The 15,198-nt window shown below is 66.4% G+C and carries 11 protein-coding genes; all 11 read right to left on the bottom strand.

The window, feature by feature from the left end; genetic code table 11:
* Positions 1-34: 34 nt before the first annotated feature.
* Entirely contained in the window at positions 35-1,936 is a 1,902-nt protein-coding gene (fadD32, locus tag OVA31_RS11580) for a long-chain-fatty-acid--AMP ligase FadD32 (RefSeq protein WP_267631225.1), read from the bottom strand.
* Positions 1,937-2,188: 252 nt separating this feature from the next.
* Positions 2,189-3,175, bottom strand: coding sequence for an LLM class F420-dependent oxidoreductase (locus OVA31_RS11575; RefSeq protein ID WP_267631224.1), 987 nt, complete (start codon positions 3,173-3,175; stop codon positions 2,189-2,191).
* A 168-nt stretch (positions 3,176-3,343) separates the two neighbouring features.
* Positions 3,344-4,342, bottom strand: coding sequence for a cutinase family protein (locus OVA31_RS11570; RefSeq protein WP_267631223.1), 999 nt, complete (start codon positions 4,340-4,342; stop codon positions 3,344-3,346).
* A gap of 3 nt (positions 4,343-4,345) precedes the next feature.
* Entirely contained in the window at positions 4,346-4,903 is a 558-nt protein-coding gene (locus OVA31_RS11565) for a DUF732 domain-containing protein (protein ID WP_267631222.1), read from the bottom strand.
* Between the two features lie 241 nt (positions 4,904-5,144).
* Complete coding sequence (locus OVA31_RS11560) at positions 5,145-6,626, bottom strand: alpha/beta hydrolase-fold protein (RefSeq protein ID WP_267631490.1); 1,482 nt, start codon at positions 6,624-6,626, stop codon at positions 5,145-5,147.
* 261 nt (positions 6,627-6,887) lie between these two features.
* A complete protein-coding gene (locus OVA31_RS11555) occupies positions 6,888-7,877 on the bottom strand; it encodes an alpha/beta hydrolase (protein ID WP_267631221.1) in 990 nt (329 codons plus the stop codon).
* A gap of 378 nt (positions 7,878-8,255) precedes the next feature.
* Positions 8,256-10,400, bottom strand: a complete 2,145-nt coding sequence (zomB, locus tag OVA31_RS11550) for a flagellar motor control protein ZomB (protein ID WP_267631220.1) — start codon at positions 10,398-10,400, stop codon at positions 8,256-8,258.
* The gene (locus tag OVA31_RS11545; RefSeq protein WP_267631219.1) at positions 10,387-11,307 is read right to left on the bottom strand and encodes a decaprenyl-phosphate phosphoribosyltransferase; all 921 of its coding nucleotides are present in this window, start codon (positions 11,305-11,307) and stop codon (positions 10,387-10,389) included. The genes zomB and OVA31_RS11545 overlap by 14 nt, the downstream gene beginning before the upstream one ends.
* Positions 11,304-11,918, bottom strand: a complete 615-nt coding sequence (locus OVA31_RS11540) for a phosphatase PAP2 family protein (RefSeq protein ID WP_267631218.1) — start codon at positions 11,916-11,918, stop codon at positions 11,304-11,306. The genes OVA31_RS11545 and OVA31_RS11540 overlap by 4 nt, the downstream gene beginning before the upstream one ends.
* Complete coding sequence (locus OVA31_RS11535) at positions 11,899-13,839, bottom strand: glycosyltransferase (protein ID WP_267631217.1); 1,941 nt, start codon at positions 13,837-13,839, stop codon at positions 11,899-11,901. The genes OVA31_RS11540 and OVA31_RS11535 overlap by 20 nt, the downstream gene beginning before the upstream one ends.
* The gene (glf, locus tag OVA31_RS11530) at positions 13,840-15,108 is read right to left on the bottom strand and encodes a UDP-galactopyranose mutase (RefSeq protein ID WP_267631216.1); all 1,269 of its coding nucleotides are present in this window, start codon (positions 15,106-15,108) and stop codon (positions 13,840-13,842) included.
* Positions 15,109-15,198: the final 90 nt, after the last annotated feature.

The following is a 15,198-nucleotide window of genomic DNA, read 5'->3' as shown; positions in this document are numbered from 1 at the left end:
ACGGGTGATTCGGGTACCGGGGGCGTCGACGTCGCTACTCGGCGTCGGGAAACGCGGACTGCTTGTAGCCGCCACGGAGGCTGCCGTCGATGTAGGCCGCGCGGGTGGCGCGACGGGCGATCTTGCCGCTCGAGGTCCGCGGGATCGATCCGGCAGGCACGAGCAGGATGTCGCGGGCCATCACGCCATGGCGCGACGCGATGGCGGCCCGGACGGTGTCGGCGACCTCCTGCGGATCGTTCCGCTTGCCCGGTCCGCGCTCGGCGACGATCACGAGCTGCTCCGACGCGTCGTCGGCATCGAACTTCAGTCCGCTCGTGGACTGCTCGAACACCACCGGAGGGAGCTGGTTCGACGGCACGGCGAACGCCGCGACGAAACCGGGGCGCAGGCTCGCACTCGACTCCTGCGCGCTGTACTCGAGATCCTGCGGGTAGTGATTGCGTCCGTCGACGATGACGAGGTCCTTGACGCGGCCGGTGATGTACAGCTCGCCGTCGAGCCAGACGCCGTAGTCGCCGGTGCGCATCCAGATCGAGTCCGCAGGCGCGCCCTCGGTGTGGCTGCCCTCGGCGAGCGGATTGGCGACCTTGTTGTGGAAGGTCTCCTCGGTCTCGTCCGGCTTGTTCCAGTAGCCGGCACCGATGTTGAGACCACTCAGCCAGATCTCACCGACGTGGCCGTCCTGCTGCTCGGTCGCGGTGTCCGAATCGACGATCGCCGCCCACTGGCTGACCGCCACCTGGCCACAGGAGACCTGCGCGACGGCGTTCGGCGAATGCTGGTCGACGACCTTGAAACGGCCCGCGTTGAGCTCGTCGCGGTCGACGTAGATGATCTTGGCCTCGTTCTCGCGCTGCGTCGCGGAGACGAAGAGTGTCGCCTCGGCCATGCCGTAGCACGGCTTGATGGCCGTCTTCGGCAGGCCGTACGGCTCGAAGGCGTCGTTGAACTTCTTCATCGAGCTGACCGTGACCGGCTCCGATCCGTTGATCAGACCGATGACGTTGGACAGATCGAGGCTCTCGCCCTCCTTCGGCAGACCGCGTACGGCGGCGTGCTCGAAGGCGAAGTTCGGGGCGGCGGCATAGGTCTCCGCGCCGTCGCTGGCGGCGGCGAGCTCCTTGATCCAGCGGCCGGGCCGACGAACGAAGGCCTGCGGACTCATGATGGTGATGTAGCGGCCACCGAGCGCAGGCAGGATCACGGTGAGCAGGCCCATGTCGTGGAACATCGGCAGCCACGTGACGCCACGCGCATTGCGGTCGATCTCGATCGTGTCGTAGATCTGCAGCACATTGGCGGCGACGGCCTGGTACGTGATCTCGACGCCCGCGGGCACGCGGGTGGATCCGGACGTGTACTGCAGGTAGGCGACGGTGTCCTTGTTGTGGTCCTTGCCCGCGACCGGGGCCACCCAGCTCGACCCGACCGAATCGGGAACGGCGTCCACGGCGATGACACGCGGGCGTTCCTTGGCGGGGAGCGGCTTGAAGAAGTCACGGACCGCTTCGGCGGATTTCGTGGAGGTCAGGATCGCGGTGGGCCGGCAGTCGCCGAGGACCGCGTGCAGGCGGTCGGTGTGCCCGGGCTCGTCGGGAGAGAAGAGCGGGACCGCGACGTTGCTCGCATAGAGCGCGGAGAAGAAGCCGATCACGTACTCGAGCGACTGCGGCGCGAGGATCGCGACCCGATCGCCCGGCTTGGTGACCTGCTGCAGCCGTGCCGCCACCGCGCGCAGTCGTTTGCCGAACTGCGCCCACGTCAGATCCTGCGCCTCACCGTCACGCTCACGGCTGTAGTCGATGAAGCGGTAGGCAAGGGTGTCGGCCTTGTCGCGCACATTGCGCTCGACGTAGTCGACGAGTGTGGCGTCCTCGGTGAAATGCAGTTGTCCGTTCTCATCGAGGAACTGCTCGAATTCTGTGTTCAACATCCGTTACTCCTGTGGCCCCCACGTGGCAGGCAGCACCCCCTGGTCAGTCGGCACTCCCCGCGATGCCGTCCGGCCTACGCCTTCCACGCCCTGTGTACTACCGCGGTCACGGTAGTCCAATTTCGTTATCTGCTCGAAATGCTCATGATCGTCAACTTGATCTTCGTGGCGGTGCAAAGCGGGCAAATCCCCCGGTTCGCCGTCACCCGATGTCTGTTCACCTGGTCATATGCGTTCAGGCCGTCGGCAATCTTACTCTCCCTTGAGAAGCTGGATCACCGGCGCGAACGCATCCATCTGGGTGGGGAAGACCCCGACGTAAGACATCGACGTCCGCCGCCGGACCTCCCGGATCTGGTCCGCGATCTCCTCGAAGGTACCCATCGCCAGATACGGCGAATGCAGCACGTCCGCGACGGTGAACTCGGTGTCCCGCTCGATGTTGGGCGGATAGCCCTGCTCGAGCGCCTTCAGAGCCATCTCCGCCGTAGCCTCGCGGTCGTCGGTAATGACGATGACGGCGATCGTCCAGTTCAGTTCGATCTCGTCGAACCGGTCACCAGCGGTCTCACGAATCCGGTCGACGCGCTCGGCCGTCTTCTCGATCGTCATGTCCGAGAGCTTCATCTTGCCGTCCCGCGTGGTGCTCGGCGCCACGGAGATGATGTCGGCGTGCTTGGCGGCCAGCGCGAGCATCTTCGGCCCACCGCCGCCGACGGCGATCGGCGGGCGCGGCCCCTGACGCGGACGCGGGCTGCCCTCGAGTCCGTTGATCTGATAGAACTCGCCGTCGAAGTCGACGGTCTCGCCGCGCATGAGGCCGTCGAGGATGGTCAGCGCCTCGTCGAGGCGCCGGATACGGACGCCGGGGGTCTCGAACTCGATGCCCGCCTTGTCGAACTCTTCCTTCATCCACCCGGCACCGATGCCGAGCTCCAGTCGGCCCTTCGACAGCACGTCGATGGTGGTGGCCTCCTTGGCCAGGAGTGCCGGATGCCGCCAGCCGTTGGCCAACACGGACGTGCCGAGCCGGATCGTGCTGGTGGCCTGGGTCAGCGCGCCGAGTGCCGCGATGGGGCCGACCTGATTGCCGAGATGGTCCGGGACGGCGAAGGTGTCGTAACCGTATTCTTCGGCCGTCTGCGCGAGCTTCACGAACTTGCGCGCGCCGCCCTCGTCCTTGTTGCCTTCGCCGCCGGCGCCGAACCGGAACTTTCGCAGGTTCCCGGGTTCGCTCATTCGAAATATCTCCTCATGCGCGTGTGCGCGGTCGTCTGGGGCAGGTGCCCGATCGCCAACACACGTTAATGGAGCGAGAGGGCACCACCAAACGAATCGGTGAAGGTCGGCGGCATATTACGGCGTGTGCCACATCTGGGACCTTCGACCCAGTCGATGGCGACGGCCTCAGTTGTGCGCGGGCCGCGGGGCGTCGCGGATCACATCACTCGCCCAGCCGTACATCCACTGGGTCGCGGTCGAACCGTCGTGTGACCAATACCGAGGCGTCCCGTACATCGCGTGCACCGGATTGTTGATGGCACCCGCGAGCTGGCTCACCGCTCCGATCGGATTCGTCACCGTCGGCGAATCACAGATCAGATCACCTGGTGCACAGATGGATTGGACGCGGTCCTGAAGTTCCCCGAAGCCGCCGCTGCGCGCGCCGGTCATGGTGATCCCCGGCACGATGCCGCGCATGCCCGACAGTGCGACCTCGGCTCCCACGCCCTTCGGCGAAGGTGCGATGTCGTTCTGCTCGCCGGGTTCGCGCCGGCCGTCGGCGATGAGTCCGACGCCGAGGACGAGGTCCTGATCCGATGCCGGGAGCACTCCCCGCCCGTTGCCGATGGCGCTCGCGAGGTCACCGGCGATCACGGCTCCCTGCGAGAAGCCCATGATCACGTAACGCGTCAACGGGCAGTTCTTGTTGGTCTCGATGATCTTGCCCGCAGCCCGCTTGTAGCCCTGCGTCCGTGAGACGTTGTAATCGCTCTGGCGGTCGGTCAGGTTCGTCGGATTCCGGAACTGCGCGATGTAGGGCACCGTGTAGACGCTCGTGCGCGACGACGGGAACTCGTCGGCCAACGCGCCCGACACCCGCAGCATCAGGGACTTCGGATTGGCCGTCGGCTGATACGGGTCGTCGTCGGGTGCGGATTCCCACGTACCCGGGATGACGAGACTCAGGACGTCGGGACAGTCGGCCGACTGGGCGTCGGGACGCTCCGTGGTCTCCGACGTCGAGGGCCCGCCCGGGGTGGGCAGTCTCGGGGGTCCCGGCTGGAGGAGGGTGATCACCAGGATCACGATCAGGATGATCGCGACGATCGCGAGCAGACCGAGGAACAACAGCAATTTCGGCAGCCGGCGCTTTCCGCGCGGCTTGGCCTTACGTGCACTCACGCGTCAGCAGTAGTGCTCGTCAGCGGCTTTGATCACCTTGTCGGCCTTGGAGTTCGCCTCCGCCACTGTCTTGGTTCCCGGGCCCACGGATGCCGTCACAAAGGCCTTGACCGTGACCGGATCGGTGCCCTTGCGCCGCTCGTTGCAGACGTACTCGGCCATCGTGAGGGCCACCGAGTTGTCGGTGTCACCCATGAACGTCACCTTCTGCGTCTTCAGGGTCGCGAGATATGCCTGGCCCTTGGCGCCCACCTGCTGCCCGTTCGGGCCGGGGAAGCTCTGCGGCACGCCGGTGCTCGGATCGGGAGCGGTGGCCGGCAGCGCCGAGCCCGGAGCGGCCGACTGGCCGTTTTGAGTGGCGGAGCCTGACGTCGGGGCCGCGGAAGCGCCGGAGGACTCGCCTGCCGAACTCGGCTGTGTCGAGTACATCGACGTGGTGGTGACCGGGTTGCTGGTGATCGGGGCGGTGGCCGTCGAGTCGTCGGAACAGGCCGACACCGAACCCAGCGTCAGCGCGGCACCGGCCACGACCATCGCGAGTTGCAGAAACTTACTGGTCATCGTCACTTCCTCGTCGCGCCCGGGCGGTGGTTCCGACGGTGATCCATCGACCCCGACCGCCCTGGCTCTCACCTGTTGCCGCGCCTCGCCATCCGGCGATCGGCCTGCCGCAAGGCTACCTGCTCAGAGGTGGCACTTCGGCACAGTGACCCGCCCGACCTGCGGAAACACACCGATTCCTCAGCGAAGTCTCAGCACGGGCGACACCTGCACTCAGATTTGCGACCCCAGCCCGGGTTCGTCACCTGGTGACCCGGGCCCCATCCTTGGCGGTCCACACGATCCGGCCGTGCTGGAAGGTGTTGAACCGGCCCTTGCCGTCTCGGGTGGGAAGCTCGTCACTGGTCGGCAGACCGAGCCTTCCGCCCGGGCCGCCGGCGCCGACATAGGCCCCGCCGATGCCGCCACCGATGACCTTCGGACCCTTCGGCCCGGTGATGATGCGGCCGCCACGGAAGTCCTGGGCCTTGCCGCCGGGCACCGAGTACACCGGTGTCAGGCATTCACCCAGCGATTTCCGGTTGGCGTCGTAGACCTTGCGGAACCCGACCTTGCAGGCGGGACGATCGGCACCGAGCCCCAGCGCCGCGGCAGCCTGAGGCCAGGACTGTTCCATCTCGAACTGCCAGTACGGCCACGTGTGCGTGCCCGACGGCCGGTACACGGCCTGCCCGGGGATCCCGAGCTGGTTCAGCTTGATGGCGAACTGCTGTGAGGTGACGCGACTCAGGACCTCCAGGCCGACGCCGGAGTAGTTGGTGGCCAGCATCGGTATGTCGGAGGCCTTGTCATGCGGACCGATCAGACCGTTGCCCGACGACACGTAGAGACTCGTCCCGCGCAATTTGTCGGCGAGCAGGTAGGGATCGTGTTCCTTCCACGCCGGATCGCTCGGCGGACCGAACATCTTCATCGAGTCGTAGCCCCCGCCGTCGCGCAGGGCGAACTGGATAGCCTGCGGCATGCCGTACGAGGTCATCTGCAGGATGCCGGAGAACGACGCCGCGTACTTGTAGTAGCCGGGGTTGCGGGCCGCGAGCATCATCGCCGCCGAACCGCCCATCGACAGGCCCTGGATACCGCGGACGTCGGTGGACCGCCACTGACCCTCCAGGACGGGCGGGAGTTCCTTCTGCAGGAACGTCTCCCAGCGATAGAGCTTGCCCTTGTCGCCGTCCTTCCAGTCGGTGTAGAAGCTGGACTCGCCGCCGATCGGGAGCACCACGTTGACGTTCTTGTCGCGGTAGAAGTCCTCGATGTCGGTGTTGAGGATCCAGCCGCTCTGGTCCTCCTGGGCACGCAGACCGTCGAGGGTCACCAGTTGCGGGAAGCTCTGCTTGGGCTTGGCCCACCAGTCGCGGGCCAGCAGGATCTGCACCTGGATGTCGTTGTTCATCGCCGGCGAATGCACCCACAGGGCGACACGGCGATCCGAGTACCAGTAGGTCTTGGTGACCTTGACCTCGCCGACGGGCTGAGCAGCCATCGGGGCGGGCGCGGCCGGGGTCGCCTGCGGAGCAGGCGACTGCGGTGCCGGTGCCTGCGGTGCGGGCGACCGCGGAGCGGCCTCGCGAGGCTGAGCCGGGGCCGCCGGGGCGGCGGGAGCCGCGGGAGCCGGTGGCGCGGCGGGCTCAGCGCTCGCCGGGGCCACCACGGCCGCGACGACGAGCACCACCGCGACGGCACTCGCCGCGCCGGCCGCCGTCCACCGGGCGATCACCATGTTCCGCCCCCGTTCCTGCTGCGTCTCGTGACGCCGAACCACTCGCCGTTTCACCCTCGAACTCCTTCGCGCACCTGAGCATCACGGCGTCCGCCCTGGTGAGTCGGTAACTTTCTCCCCAGAAGTCACATCAACCTCACAGACAACAGAACGCCCTACGTGTTTCTTACACGTAGGGCGTTCTGTTTTGCGTGCGCCACGCTGTTACGCGTGGGATTTCTGTGACTTATGTTGTTCGCCGGGTCACCCCGCCGTCCGCGATCAGCGGAAGAAGCCCCGGTTCTTGGCGTTCCACAACATGTCCTGCCAGTAGCCCCATGCGTGGGTGCCGTTGGCGTCGTAGGTCATCACGGGCACACCCTGCAGGGCTGCGGCCGCCTCGAAGGCCTTGGCCTGCGTGAACGCCAGGACCTCGAGAGTCGAGCCCTTGAACAGGTCGTCGAAGACGTTCGGCAGGGCGTTGTACTGACCGAACAGGCCGTTGCCGGAGCCGACGAAGATCTTCATGCCGTGCATACGGTTGATGTTCATGAACGGGTCGTTGTCGAACCAGCGCGGGCTCCACGGCGGGCCCCACATGCTGTCGATGTTCCACGGCTTCGGGTCCACGTCCAGCATCGCGATGCGCAGTGCGCTGCGCATGCCCGGCGCGTTCAGGAAGTTGTAGCCCGACAGCGATGCCGCGCGGTCGAAGTTGCGGCGGTTCTGCGCACCGATCACGAGGGCCGCGTTACCGCCCATCGACAGTCCGGCGATGGCGTACTTGCGGCCGGCACCGACGCGGTAGCCGCGCGCGTCGAGGGCGCGGACCAAGCTGTTGGTGATGACGCAGTTCCACTTGTACGTGTACTTCTGGCCGTTGAAGTTGCTGGGCGCATCCCAGTCCGAGTAGAAGCTCGCCGGGCCGCCGATCGGCTCCACGACGTTGACGCCGGAGCGCACCATCTCCTGGACGTTGCTGTTGATCTCCCAGCCGCTGTAGTCGTACTGGGCACGCATGCCGTCGAGCAGGACGACGGTCTTGTAGTTGCCCGGACGCTTCCAGGCACGAACCTTCACGTTCGGCATGCCGCAGCCGTTCACGAAGAACTGCTCTTGTCCGACCGATGTCCCACCGATTCGGGCGTTCGCCTGGCCCGCTCCCCCGATTACTCCGGCGAGTCCGATCACTGTCGCCATCGCGACGAACACGGCGACGAAACGACTACTCGTCCGGCCGGTCGTTCGCGGCTTGGCAGCACCTTCGCGCATCGACTGTTTTCTCCCTCTGTCACCTGTCAGGTCGGGGACCTTCTGTCCCCGGCCCGACCGGCATCTTCTACGACACCCGGCCGCTGGCCCTCCCCGAACCGGTGCTCGATCGAGTCGTGAACGACTCGACCATCGGCCTATATCGGGCCGATCAGCACCGTTGTGGGAGCCTATTGCAAACCCCCTACCCTGACAAACCCTGTGACAGCAGTCACAAGAGCCAGGGAGACCCCTCGGTGGCGGGTCAGCGCACGGGTGTCCTGGTCACGCTGGTCTATCGACCAGATCCCGCCGAACGTTACCGATTCGAGATATTGAACGGCAAACCGAACTGTTGCCGATCCGTTGCCGATCCGACGACCAGGAACGACGAGATCATCAGCGCGGATGGATGCGCGGAGGCATCTCCAAACCACACCGCGCGATCTCGTACTCGGGGTCCCGCTCGATCCGGTAGTCGGTGAACTTGAACGACTCTTTGAGGTTGCTCTTGAACCGTGCGAAGGTCCACGGACCCTCATACGACTCGAATCGGTCCTTGGTCTCCGGACAGGTCAGTGCGACCTCGGCCTGCCGGACGACGTCCTCGTCGAGATAGCCGGGCAGCACCGGCTTACGGGGGAAGGCGTGCGCCTCGGCGACCACCCATTCCGACGGCAGCACCTTGTCGTGCCCGATCCGGCCGTCCTCGAGGCGTTCGGTATGGGCCGCGAGCGGGTACGCCAGGCCCATCTGATCGATGACACGAACGTCGAGCGGGGCATTCATGCTCGTCATGCCCAAATTGAGGAAGTAGACCGACAGCTTTCGCTTCTCCGGCGAGATGTCGCCGGGCAGCTTGGCGATGTACCACTCGTCGTAGTTGAACGACGGCAGGATGACCCCACCCTGACTGCGGTACTTGTCGATCCACTCGACCATCGCGCGCATACGCGGGTAGTCGAGGTAGTCCTCCGCGGTGACCGGATTCTGGTTGCCCATGTTGGTCGTGTAGAAGCGACGCTCGTCGACGATCCCGCTACGACCGATGTCGATACCGGCATTGGGCAGGACGTTCTCGTGGCTGTCGATGGCCCAGACCAGCGTGGTGACCCAGATGGCCGCCATGACGAGGGAGCCGACGAGCTGGACCCGCGTGCGCCGCGCGCGATCGGCGGTCGCGGGGGTGCGACGGAAGGCTGCGCGGACGTGGCCCGGAATGGTGACCGGAATCACCATCAGCGGCAACATCAGGGTGAAGAGCGGTACGAGCAGGACGCGCCCGTGCATGAAGTCGCCGCCCTGCCGAATCCAGTAGACGCCGCTGATGAGGCCGGCGACCAGGATCATCACGACCACTGCGGTCGGGCTCTGCAGAGAGGCCGACCACCGCGCCAGCCGCGCCCGCGGACCGGTGGCGGGGGCCGGGGCATCGTCGTCATCGTCCGATACGCCGTCGTCGGTGACCCGCATGCGGTTCCCGACGACGATCAGGATTCCGGCGACGACCGCCAGCACGACCGGCAGCACCAGCACATAGGGACCGAACAGGTTGCCCACGTAGATGAACCCCTGATGCCACTTGGACCCGCTGGCGTCCTTGGCCACGGCCGGATTCGGTACGAGCAGCGCGTAGTAGCCCATCCGGAAGATCTGATAGCCCACGGGCAGGACGGCCGCGGCGACCACCATGGCGATCCGCATCTTCCACGACGACGGCGCCAGCAGTACGAGCAGCAACGCCAGACCGCCGACCACGGTCAGCTCGGGGCGGATCAGCGGCGCGAGTCCGGCGGTGAACGCCAACGTGATCGTGGCCGCTCGGCCGGGCCAGGAGACGCCACTGCCGCGACGTCGACTCCACGCGACCAGCTGACACCACAACACCGCCACCCAGAAGATGCAGAGTCCGTTCTCCAGCCCGCTGGTGGCGAAGTCACGCGCAGGCGGCAGCGCGATGTAGACGATCGCACCCAACGGCAACAGGAGGGTCCACCCGTCGCCGCCGAGCCCGCCGAGGCGGGTCCCGAACAGTCGCGCGGTCCCGTACATGGCGATCGGGATCGCCGCGACGGACAGCACGAGCGCCACCCAGAGGGCGACGTACTCGAGTTGACCGTCGGTGACCCAGGCCCAGAACCACAAGAGGTAGGTCCACGCGGTCGAGGTGTTGGCCTCCACGCGCTCGCCGGCGTTGAACACCGGGCCGTTGCCGGCGAACAGGTTGCGGAGCGTCCGCAGGACGATGAGCCCGTCGTCGGCGATCCAGCGTCGCTGCCACGCACCGATCGCGAAGAACGTGGCCGTGGTGACGGCCCCGATGACGAAGCTGATGGTCGGAACCCATTGCCGCGGGCCCCAGCCGCGCACGCCGGTGCGGGTCGTCACGGTTCCGTCGGCCGGATCCTGGTTGCTCTCGACGGGATTGCCGTTGCCGTCGGCGGTTTCGCGCGGCGCGGCCTCGAACTTCTCGGTGTCGGACTCGTCGGGATCGACGTCGGTGGTGGGACCCTGGGCGGAGGACGAGTGCTCAGGAGACTGCATAGACCGCGACACCCACGCATACTAACCAGGCGACGGCCAGCAACTGCAGGACGCGGTCCCCGAGCGCGATCTCCTCCGGTTCACCCGCCTGGCCACCGTCGATGTCCACGGCGTAGCGCAGGATGGCGATGGTGAACGGGACCATCGAGATGGCGTAGGCGACGTTGGTGTCGTGCCCGGAGTTCTTGTCGAAGGCCCAGAGTCCGTAGAACACGACGACTGCGGTGGCGGCCACCGTCCACACGAACCGCAGATAGGTCGTCGTGTAGTACTGCAGTGCCTTACGGATCTTGGCGCCGGTGCGTTCGGCGAGCTGGAGCTCCGCATACCGCTTGCCCGCGGCCATGAACAGCGAGCCGAACGCCATGACGAGCAGGAACCACTGCGAGAGGGCGATCTCGGCAGCGACGCCACCGGCGATCGCACGCAGCAGGAATCCCGACGACACGATGCAGATGTCGATGACGGGCTGGTTCTTCCACCCGAAGCAGTAACCGAACTGGATGGCCAGGTAGATCGCGATCACCAGTGCGGTCTGCCAGTTGGCGATGAAGGCGATGCCGAGCGATGCGACGAACAACACTGCCGCCAAGCCGTAGGCGAGCGGCACGGGCACCACACCCGCGGCGATCGGGCGGAAGCGCTTCGTCGGATGGTTCCGGTCGGATTCGACATCCTTGGCGTCGTTGACCAGATAGATGCACGAGGCGGCGAGGCAGAACGCGACGAACGCGATCGCCACCGGGCCGAGTACATTGCCGTCGCCCACGCTCCCCGCGGCCAGTGGCGCCGCGAGAACGAGGACGTTCTTGACCCACTGTCGCGGCCGAACGGCCTTGATCAGACCGGTCGCCAGATTCTTCGGGGGTCCCAGCACCGGTTCGTGCTCGATCGGCTCTTCGCTCATGTCCTCGGGCTCATCTCGTTCCTGGATGTCGCGAACAGTCTGTCACCCGCCATCACGGCAGCCGCGCTCGCGGCTCCGATCGCCGCTCCGGCGAGCACATCGGTGGGGTAGTGCACACCCAGGACCAGCCGCGACAGCAGCATCGGGGGCACCAACGCGGCCGGCAGCGCCGCTGGGGGCAGACCCGCGGCGCGACCGATGAGGATCGCCGCGGCCGTCGTCGACGTGGCGTGCGACGACGGGAAGCTCAACTTGCTGGGCGTCGAGACCCCGATGCGGATGTCGGGATGGGAAGGCCGGGGACGCCGGATCACCCGTTTGATCACGACCGATGCGGCGTGGGCACCGAAGGCTCCCACCCCGGCCTCGATCCACCGGCGCCGCGCGTCGGTGTCGCCGCGACGGTGCGCCAATGCGGCGCCAGAGCCGGCCACGGCCAGCCAGCCGAGAGAATGCTCGCCGAAATGCGAGAGACCCCGTGCCGCCGGAACCACACCGGGCCGATCGGCGATCGCGGTCTGCAGTCCGACCAGGAGCCCGGCCTCGCCACTGGTCGGCCCGCCGAAGCCGTCCACCCCCGCGCGGTGTGAATCAGTCGATTCCGAAGACACGCGCCCAACTCTCCTGACTCGTCAGTTCTTGATGCTTGGCGCGGTAGGTCTCGCGCATCTGCGGGAACCGTTCGCGCAGTTCCCGCACCAGTGCGGCCGATTCCTTGGCCAGCGCGATCATCTTGTCACGGTCGCGCTGCCGATAGACCACGCCGCGTCCGTCGGCGGTGGTGACGGTCACGCCGTCCACGCGGCCGAGGCTGAACCAGCGCGCCTCGATCGGCGGATAGTTCGCCTGCGGCACCTCGTGATGACGGGGGTCGGCCGGACGCGCGTTGTTGATCACCGCCGCCGCAAGAGACTTGATCTTGGCGACCTTGCCCACCGGCACCCGGGTGCCGAGGTGGGTCGCCTCGCCGCTGGTCCGCGGGAGTTCGGTCGCGGACGGCAACACCACGGCGTCGGGATACTGCTTGCGCATCGCGGCGATCTTCGGCAGCGCAGTCGGCAGCAGATCCCGGATGTGCTCGGGTCCGGCGAGGAAGTCGCGGATCGCCTCGTTCTGGATCGCGACTGTCGAATACTCCAGGCACAAAAGGTGTTTCGACGTCGCCTTGACCATCGACTTCAGGATTCCGTCGATCGGACCGTCCTGGATCAGCGACGCGACCACCAGGCGATTGCGCAGGTGGAAATAGGCCTGCCAGTCGATGGCGTCGTCCTTGTCGCTCCAGGCCATGTGCCAGATCGCGATACCCGGAACAGTCGCCGTGGGATAGCCGGCCCGCGCCGCGCGGAGCGCGAACTCCCAGTCGTCCCATTTGATGAACAGCGGCATGGGCAGTCCGATGGACTCCGCGCACTCGCGCGGGATCATGCACATCCACCAGCCGTTTCCGTCGACGTCGATCCGCCGATGGAGGTTCTTGGAGTTCTCCCGGTCGCGCAGTGGATGTTTCGCGAAGTTGTGATCATAGGAGACGAACGGCGCGGCGGTCCACATGAAGTTGTGCCGGTTGATCACCTCACCCATGCAGTGCAGATGGCTGCGATCCTGCAAATTCAACATCTGCCCGCCGACGAGCATCGGGGTCTTGGCGAATCGGGACATCGCCAGCGCCCGCAGGATCGAGTCGGGCTCGATCATGATGTCGTCGTCCATGTAGAGGATGTAGGGAGAGTCGGTGAGCCGCAACGCCTCGTACATGATCCGCGCGTAGCCGCCCGACCCGCCGAGGTTGGGCTGTTCGAAGATGTGCAGCCGGTCGCCGAGCGCTCCGGCCGCCTCGCTGTAGCCCGGCTCGTCGATCACCTTGCGGGTGCCCTGATCGGGCATCAGTACGGCGTCGATGACCTCGTCCACGAGTGGGTCGGACGTCAAGGCCGCCAAGGCATTCACCGCATCGGTCGGCCGGTTGAAGGTGGGGATGCCGACGGTGACGCGACGGGTGTCCGGCCCGGCGGGACTGTCGATCGGCGCGTACCAGCCCGCCGCCACGATCTCGGTGTCGGTGTCGCTGGTGATGTCGAACCAGATCCAGCCGCCGTCCTCGAACGGACCGAGGTCGAGTTCGAACTCCGCGACGCCGCGCCCGGTCTCGTCGGTGGCGACGAGGTCGCCGCCGATGCCGATCCGGGAACCGTCGATCTTGGAGCGGTACAGGTCGACTCGACAGGTGCCGATCACCTCGACACGCAGTACGACCGATTCCAGGATGCTCCAACGCCGCCAGTACGACGCGGCGAAGGCATTGAAGTAGGTCTCGAAGCTCACCTCGGACTCGGCCCCCACGAGCACCGACGTCCGGCTCGGGGCGTGGGCGCGCCGTGAATTGTCCTCCGACTCGACCAGATACAGCGATCGCACGTCGATCGGCTCACCGGGCCGCGGGAAGATGACCCGCTGCAGAAGCGCTTTCGCCTTCGACGGCGCGGCGCCGGCTTCCGGGATGTCGGTCTGATCCACCGGGGTCACGGTCATCTACTCCACCACCTTCTGATTCGGCCCGCTCGCGTCGCTCCCGGCGGCGTCGCCAAGCGGTGCACCCTCGGCGAGGTGCGGAGCGAGCGTGTTGTCGAACATGGTGAGCGCGCTCGCGATCGCCATGTGCATGTCCAGGTATTGGTAGGTGCCCAGCCGGCCGCCGAAAAGCACCTTGTGCGTGGCGGTCTCGGACTTGGCGAGATCCCGGTACCGCGCCACCATGGCGCGGTCGTCCGGGGTGTTGATCGGGTAGTACGGCTCGTCGTCGTCCTTCGCGAACCGGCCGTATTCGCGCATGATCACGGTCTTGTCGTCGGGATAGGTGTCCCGCTCCGGGTGGAAGTGACGGAATTCGTGAATCCGCGTGTACGCCACATCGGCGTCGTTGTAGTTCATCACCGGGGTGCCCTGGAAATCGCCGGTCGGCAGCACCTCGGTCTCGAAATCCAGTGTGCGCCAGCCCAGTCGGCCCGCCGAATAGTCGAAGTAGCGGTCCAGCGGTCCGGTGTAGACGACCGGGGCGTCTGGACTGGCGGCACGCAGCTCGTCGCGTACGTCGAACCAGTCGGTGTTGAGCCGGACCTCGATGCGGTCGTCGGCGGCCATCTTCTCCAGCCATGCGGTGTACCCGTCGACCGGCAGGCCCTCGTAGGCATCGTTGAAGTACCGGTTGTCGAAGGTGTAGCGCACCGGCAGCCGGGTGATGTTGGCGGCGGGCAGGTTGACCGGGTCGGTCTCCCACTGCTTGGCGGTGTAGTGCTTGATGAACGCCTCGTAGAGCGGGCGCCCGATGAGGCTGATGGCCTTCTCCTCGAAGTTCGCCGCTTCCTTGGCGTCGAACTCGGCGGCCTGCTCGGCGATGAGCGCACGAGCCTCGTCAGGGCTGAAGTAGCGACCGAAGAATTGGCTCACCAGGCCGAGTCCGAGCGGGAACTGATAGGCCTGGCCCTTGTGCATCGCGAACACCCGGTGCTGATAGCCGGTGAAGTCGGTGAACTGGTTCACGTAATCCCACACCCGTTTGTTGGAGGTGTGGAACAGGTGCGCACCGTATTTGTGCACCTCTATCCCCGTGCTGGGCTCGGGCTCGGAGTAGGCGTTGCCGCCGATGTGATGACGCCGGTCGAGGACCAGGACCCGCTTGTCGAGCTGGGTCGCCGCCCGCTCGGCGATGGTGAGGCCGTAGAAGCCGGATCCGACGATGATCAGATCGAAGGGGGCTTCGGTTCCGCTGCCGGCGTCGGTGCCCTGACTATTGCTTGCCACGGGAGTTCAGGGTAACGGACCCTTCCTGAGTAATCGCCGTGCACACGTCCCGACCGGCCGGTCGCGGCGTGACCGGCCGTGACGAAGCAG

The sequence above is a fragment of the Gordonia sp. SL306 genome (assembly GCF_026625785.1).
GTDB lineage: Bacteria > Actinomycetota > Actinomycetes > Mycobacteriales > Mycobacteriaceae > Gordonia.
The sequence above is the reverse complement of the archived record's forward strand: the minus strand, read 5'-3'. Positions and strand labels throughout refer to the sequence as shown.